The organism is Allocoleopsis sp. (assembly GCF_036703385.1).
GTDB lineage: Bacteria > Cyanobacteriota > Cyanobacteriia > Cyanobacteriales > Coleofasciculaceae > Allocoleopsis.
In genome coordinates, this window is the sequence record NZ_DATNPA010000728.1 from 1 (window position 1) to 7513 (window position 7513).

A 7513-nucleotide genomic window follows, 5' to 3' on the forward strand; every position below is an offset into this window, starting at 1 on the left:
AAATTCCCCCATGTCCTCTCACCGTTTCAACCAATGCTTTACTGAGCTTACAAGCTTCAGAACGCGCCCACCCTACCCGGAGCGAAGGCGAGGATATAACGGGAGTCTCCACAGGGGAAAAAGGTAGAAAGTCTTAAAACAGTGACCAACTGTTTACTACTCACTGTTCACTATTAAATTTTGGCCTCTACCTCCTGAATTGGCTGAACGCTAACGGCAGGTTGCTCAGCTCTAATCAGCGCTTGTTGCAACATTGGAGTACGGGTAACAGAATTGTTCGCCAAATCAAACAGAGGATTAGATAGAATCCCTGCCAGAGAGGTGGCAACGACTGTCAGGATTAAACCCACTTGCAAGGGGCGCATCCCAGGAATATTCCACCGAACTTCTGGGTAATTCTTCACAACGTCGGACATTTCTTGTGGCTCTTTTACGACCATCATCTTGATCACGCGGATGTAGTAGTAAATCGAAACCACACTCGCCAGCAAACCAAGTATGACTAAACCATACAGTCCTGCTTGCCAACCAGCCCAAAACAAGTAGATTTTGCCGAAAAATCCAGCGAGAGGCGGAATTCCCCCCAAAGAGAGCAAACAAATGCTCAAGCCCAACGTTAAGAGTGGGTCTTTCTGATACAGACCGGCGTACTCGCTAATCTGGTCAGTTCCCGTGCGCAGGGTGAAGAGAATGACGCAGATAAAACCGCCCAGGTTCATGAATAAATAAATCAGCAGGTAAAAGATCATGCTGGCGTAACCGGCGTCTGTCCCGGCAATGAGACCAATCATGACAAACCCAGCTTGAGCGATGGAAGAATAGGCTAACAGCCGCTTCATGCTGGTTTGAGTCAGGGCGACAACGTTTCCTAAAACCAGGCTCAAAATGGCTAGTGCGGTGAAGACAAAATGCCATTGTTCGGTCACCAAGGGGAAGGCGGTGGTCATCAGACGAATGGCAAGAGCAAAACCTGCGGCTTTGGAACCGACGGAGAGGAAGGCAACCACGGGAGTGGGAGACCCTTCGTAAACGTCGGGTGTCCATTGGTGGAAGGGAACCGCTGAGATTTTAAAGGCAATCCCTGCGATCGCAAACACTAACGCAATTAAAATTCCTAGGGATTGACCGGCTTGTAATGTCGCCACACTTGTGGCGATCGCATTTAAGTTCGTCTCTCCTCCAGACAAACCGTATAACAACGAGACGCCATAGAGAAAGACGGCTGAACTCGATGCCCCAATCAGCAAGTATTTCAACGCCGCCTCATTGGAACGCGGATCACGCTTCATGTAACCTGTCAAGAGGTACGATGAAATACTTAACGTTTCGAGAGAGACAAAAATCGCCACCAACTCATTGGCTCCCGACAGGAACATCGCCCCCAAGGTCGCACTGAGCAAAATGCCGATAAACTCCGCTAAAGACGTGCCAGCTTGCTGCACGTAGCGAATCGACATCAAAATCGTGACCGCCGTTGACAGGGCGATGATGCCGCGAAACGCTATACTCATGGCGTCGCCGTTGAACTCCCCTAAAAAGGCGATGGGGTCGGCAACATCCCATTGGTAGTACAGAGCGACTACGGCAAGAAGAAGACCGCCAATCGCCACATAGGGCAATGTCTGAGCTGCGCTTCTCCCCGAAATCAGGTCAATCAATAAAACCAGCACGAGGGTAACTAGTATAATTCCCTCTGGCAAAATTATCCCAGCATTAAGCTGGGCAGCAATAGTGGCAAAATCCATAGGTTCTATTGGTATTGTCTATGGTTATGTTTGTCTCAACATTAACGTTCTTATCATATCGGTGATTGCCATCGCTTGAGCAGCCAAGTTTGCTCTAGATGGCTGTGTCAGGTGGTACTCGTGTGTTTGAGTAGCCATATCATTGTTAGTATTCTGAAGTTGTTGATTCTGAAGAACAAACTTAGTTTTGTAATGTAACTCTGTGCGAATCGACTCTAATTTTCAGTCTATGCTGAGAACGAGCTGTAAGTTTCTCAACAATTCATCAGATGTGTAGGGCTTTGGCAAGAAAGTTTTAACGCTATTACCTAGAAATTGACCGATTTTATGGTTCGAGACAAGCCCGCTAATGGCTATAATCTTGACTTGTGGGTTAAGTTTTTGTAAGATGCCGATCGTCGTTGGGCCATCTATATTCGGCATCATCATGTCCATCAACACAACACTAATTTTATCCTGATGTTGTGTATACAGAGCGATCGCTTCAATCCCGTCACCAGCTACCAAAACTTGGTAGCCATAGGTTTCTAGTAAGGTTTTAGTAATGTTCCGAATTGAATCTTCGTCATCGACCACAAAAATTAATTCTCCATGCCCCCTGGGTAATTCATCGTGATTGTCTGATGGACAATCAATCTTAGTTGTTGGCGTTGCAGGTAAGTACACTTGAAATTGCGTCCCTTGTCCCACTTTGCTTAATACCTGAACAAAACCACCGTGACTTTTGATAATGCCAATCGCGGTTGAAAGACCCAGTCCTGTGCCTTTGCCCAGTTCTTTGGTTGTAAAAAAGGGCTCAAAAACTCTATCGATTATTTCCTTAGAAATCCCCATCCCTGTATCAGATACAGTAATCACAATGTAAGGGCCAACCTTAGCCTCGATATTCATCTGAGCATAGTGGGCATCAACCCAGAAATTTCTGGCAGAAATCTGGAGGGTACCTCCATCTGGCATAGCGTCACGAGCATTAACGCATAGGTTCATGAGAACCTGGTGTAACTGAGTGAGATCACCAGAGATCATCCAAAGGTTTTGTGTAGGGAGCTCACTACGAATTTTAATGGCTCTGGAAAATGTCTGTTGAACAATTTTCTCAATTTCCTTAATTAAGTAGGCTACTTCTAAGGGAATGTGCTTACCAGCGACTCCTCGTGAAAATAACAGCACTTGTTTGACTAAATCTGCTGCACGTTTCACATTGGTTTCTAGTATCGAAAGCCACTGTTGGCTCTGTTTATCTGGGAGTTTGGATTCCAGAAGTTGAGCTGCCATCATCATGGGTGTCAGCGCATTGTTGAGGTCGTGAGCAATACCGCTAGCTAGGGTTCCAAGACTCTCCATTCGCTGGGTTCGGAGAAACTGTGCTTCGAGTTGTTTTTTCTCTGTAATATCGGTGTTGACCGTAAGAATGGATTTGGGCTGCCCATTTTCATCGCGCACTAATGTCCACCGACTGGCAACGATGATCTCCTTGCCTTCTTTGGTGAATTGATACAACTCACTTTGCCACGAGCCACACTCAGCGAGACTTTTCCAGCTCTGTTCGAGTTGATCTAAGGTTTCCCGTCGATACAGAAGCTCATGAATATCTTTGCCCATCACTTCTGGGGCTTTCCATCCATACAGGCGTTCAGCTCCTTCGTTCCAAAATCGGATTTGCTTGTTCAAATCTTGCACAAGAATTGCATCTGTCGTGATGTCGAGCAGAGCAGCTTGTTCGCGGATTTTCTGTTCGGCAATCTTGCGATCGCTCAGATCGAGGACAAAACCGACCGCACTCTGTTGAGACTCCTCCAGAAGAGCGCCTCCAATCATAATAGGAACACGCGTCCCATCCGAGCGAATGAATTCCTTCTCGTAGGGGGTACAAACTCCAGAAGGGATTAATTCTGTGATCGCCCTTTCATCCAAACCGCGATATTCTAATGGAGTCATTTCGTCCCAGCGCAAATCTCCTTTTAGTAGTTCGACGCGATCGTATCCCACCATTTGTAGAAAGGCGTCGTTAGCATCGGTGATAGTGCCGTTAAGGTCTGTGCAAATAATCCCAATGATATTGGATTCAACCAATCGCCTAAACCGGGCTTCACTTTGCCGCAGTGCTGTAAACGCTTGCTCTCGTTCCTCTTGCGCTCGCTTGCGCTCAGAGATTTCTTGTTGTAATCGTTCATTTTGCTCTGTGAGTCTTTTCGTCAGGTGCCGCAAGCGCAGGTGGATGTTAACGCGGGCTAAAACCTCTTCATGCTCTAGCGGTTTGGTAATGTAATCCACTGCCCCAAGATTCAACCCTTTGACCTTATCGACCTTCTCTGTCAGGGCAGTCATAAAAATTACAGGAATATCTTGAGTGGCTGAATTCGCTTTCAATCGACGACAAGTTTCAAAACCATCTATTCCTGGCATCAGTACGTCCAAGAGAATCAAGCTGGGTGGGGCATATTCCGCCATTTCCATTGCACTTTCCCCATCTTCAGCTACCACAACTTTAAAGTCAGATTCTTCTAATAAATCGAGCAAAACTTCCAGATTTATAGGAGTGTCATCGACGACTAAAATGACAGTTTTTTCTATAGTATTAAAATTCATTAATACCTCTTAATTTTTTATAACTTTCTAACTCATTTCTTTGAAAAACTTTACCGATTTAGCGGAGATTAGCCACAAACAACACCCATTTTATCCTACTCCTCTACTAATACTTGAGCGTGTTTACATTTGGAGATTGAAGGGGTTGGTGAATACTGTACAAGTTCCCCTCTTTGACTTTAGGAATAACATCAGTTTTTTCCTCTGTCTGGGGTATAGACTGATTGTGTAACTGAAAGTAAAATTTCGTAATCGAAAGTAATGTATCACTCCAACATACCCGTCAGATAGGGAGGATTTAAGCATGAAAATTGGGCTGGCGAGTGCTAAAAACGCTGGATTTACACGGAGATTGAATGGCTGTGGAAAACGAAGAGAGTGTCAGCATGTTAAATTAGCAACGCCAGAACTTGTCATCGGTAGAAGCCAATAGCTGATGCCTACCAAGCTCATCCGCTCAAAAGACCAAAATGAGTATCACCATTGTCGGCTACAATCTCATCGAAACCCTTTATGAAGGTGCCACGACCCGTGTTTATCGTGCTTCGAGAGAATCAGAACCAGCCTCGGTAATTATTAAAACTCTTAAAGCTGAGTATCCCACTCTAGAAGAACTTACTCGATTAAGACATGAGTATGAACTACTCCAAGCCCTAGACATCGAAGAAATCGTTAAACCTATAGCTTTAGAGAGCTATCAAAACGGTCTGGCGTTAATTTTGCCAGACTTTGGCGGAGAAACGCTGAAAAACTTTATCACTAGTCAAAAGTTCGAGCTAAGTCAGTTTTTGCATATTGCTATTCAATTAGCTTCAACGCTAGCCCAGCTCCATCAAAACAATATTATTCATAAAGATATTAAACCTCACAATATTCTGATAAATCTCAAAATAGTTAAAGTTACAATTATAGATTTTAGTATTTCATCACACCTGTCGAAAGAAAACCAAAGCATCAGTAATCCCAATTTGCTCGAAGGTACCCTTCCTTATATGTCGCCTGAGCAAACTGGGAGGATGAACCGCTCAATTGACTACCGCACTGACTTTTATTCCTTAGGCGTTACCTTTTATGAAATGTTGACGGGACAGCTACCCTTTCAAGCAACTGACTCCCTAGAATTAGTTCACTGTCATATTGCTAAAACACCAGTATCACCCCACATTATAAATTCAGAAATTCCAGAGGCGGTGTCTGACATTGTGATGAAATTACTTGCCAAGACAGCAGAAGACCGATATCAAAGTGCGCTAGGAATTAAAGCTGACTTGGAAATTTGTTTAAAGATGCTGCAAACATCTGGCAAGATTTCTCGTTTTAAGGTGGGAGAGTTGGATTTATTTAGTCAATTCTTGATTCCGCAAAAGCTGTATGGGCGCGAACAGGAAGTTAGTCTGTTGATGGATGCCTTTGAGCGAATCAGTAACCCCCCTCAACCTCCCCTTGGTAGGCAGGGGAAAGGAGGGGTCGAGATGATGCTTATTTCCGGCTACTCCGGAATTGGTAAATCTTCTTTAGTGAATGAAATTCACAAACCAATTGTCGCAGCGCGGGGCTACTTCATTTCCGGTAAATTTGACCAATTTCAACGTAATATTCCTTACTCGGCTCTCATCAATGCTTTTCAATCATTAGTGAAGCAACTACTAACTGAAAGTGAATCAAAACTCGCCCAATGGAAAGAAAAGCTTTTAGTTGTCCTTGCTACAAATGCACAAGTCATTATTGATGTAGTTCCGGAAGTAGAACTCATTATTGGTAAGCAGCCAGCTGCTCCAGAACTAGCGCCAACCGAAGCACAAAACCGTTTTAATTTAGTATTTCAGAACTTCATCCGCGTATTCTGCTCCCAAAAGCATCCTTTAGTTATCTTTTTAGATGATTTGCAGTGGGCTGATTCTGCCACACTGAAATTATTAGAAGTGATAATGACAGATGCAGAAACGGGTTATTTATTGTTTATCGGAGCGTATCGAGATAACGAAGTTAATCGGACGCATCCCTTAATGATTACTCTTGATTCGCTTCGTTCCCAAGGTGTCATTATTAATAACATCACCTTAGCTCCCTTAGCACTTGACCATATTAGGAACCTAATTGCTGACACACTACACAGTGATACCATTGCCGTCAAACCCTTAGCCGAACTAATCATCAGGAAAACTTCGGGCAATCCTTTCTTTGTTAATCAATTTCTCAAAACTCTGTATCAGGAAAACCTGTTAACGTTTACCCCCCCATCCCAAGACAGCCAAGCTTTTTGGCAATGGGATATCTCAAACATTGAAGCGATGGGTATTACTGGTAATGTTGTGGAGTTGATGATTCGGAAGTTGCGAAAACTGCCTGACTCTACACAGCAGGTTTTGCAGTTGGCGGCTTGTGTTGGCAACACGTTTGACTTACAAACTCTCTCGATTATCTACAAGCGATCGGCAGTAGTAGCGTATCGCCATCTTTGGGGAGCAATTCAGGAAGGCTTAATATTACCTATTTCTGGCTTGAAAATCATACCAGAAGACATCATCGATACACATCTAGTTAGTTCGGAATTTAAGTTTCTCCATGACCGCGTGCAACAAGCTGCTTATGCATTGATTGATGAGAGTTATAAGCAAGTGACTCACTTGCAAATTGGTCGTTTACTCTGGCAAAAAACTGCGTCAGAGGCACTGCTAGAAAAGATATTTGAAATCGTCGATCATCTAAACTTGGGAATTGAACTAATTAGCGATGAATCGGAACGAACTGAAATCGCCAAACTTAACTTAATGGCTGGACAGAAAGCCAAAGCAGCAGCGGCTCATGCAGCGGCTACCGAATATTTACAAGTGGGTTTAAGACTGTTGAAAGAACATAGCTGGAACCATCAGTATGAACAGACCTTGGCACTGCATGAAGAAGCCGCAGAGGTAGCGTTCTTAAGCGGTAATTTTGACTTGATGCAGAACTTTATTGGGGTCGTGCAAAACCGCGCCACTTCGCTACTGGATAAAGTAAAGGTATACGAAGTGCAGATTCAAGCCTATGTGGGTCAAAGTAAGCTGCTAGAAGCAATTAATACGGCACTACAAATCTTAAAGCTTTTGGGTGTGGAGTTTCCCGAAAAACCGAATCCGTCAGATATAGAGCAGGGACTGGAGGAAACTGCCTCAATTTTGAGAGGAAAGGAACCCTCG

At 44.1% G+C, this 7513-nt stretch carries 3 protein-coding genes; 1 reads left to right on the top strand and 2 read right to left on the bottom strand.

All coding sequences use genetic code 11. From position 1 onward, the window contains the following. Window positions 1–173 precede the first annotated feature (173 nt). Complete coding sequence (locus V6C93_RS34355; RefSeq protein WP_333481183.1) at window positions 174–1745, bottom strand: NAD(P)H-quinone oxidoreductase subunit N; 1572 nt, start codon at window positions 1743–1745, stop codon at window positions 174–176. A gap of 222 nt (window positions 1746–1967) precedes the next feature. Further along, window positions 1968–4334, bottom strand: a complete 2367-nt coding sequence (locus tag V6C93_RS34360; protein ID WP_333481184.1) for a response regulator — start codon at window positions 4332–4334, stop codon at window positions 1968–1970. A gap of 470 nt (window positions 4335–4804) precedes the next feature. Here V6C93_RS34360 and V6C93_RS34365 point away from each other — a divergent pair. Beyond that, window positions 4805–7513 (top strand): serine/threonine-protein kinase PknK (locus V6C93_RS34365; protein ID WP_333481185.1); only part of this gene is annotated, 2709 nt, incomplete at its 3' end.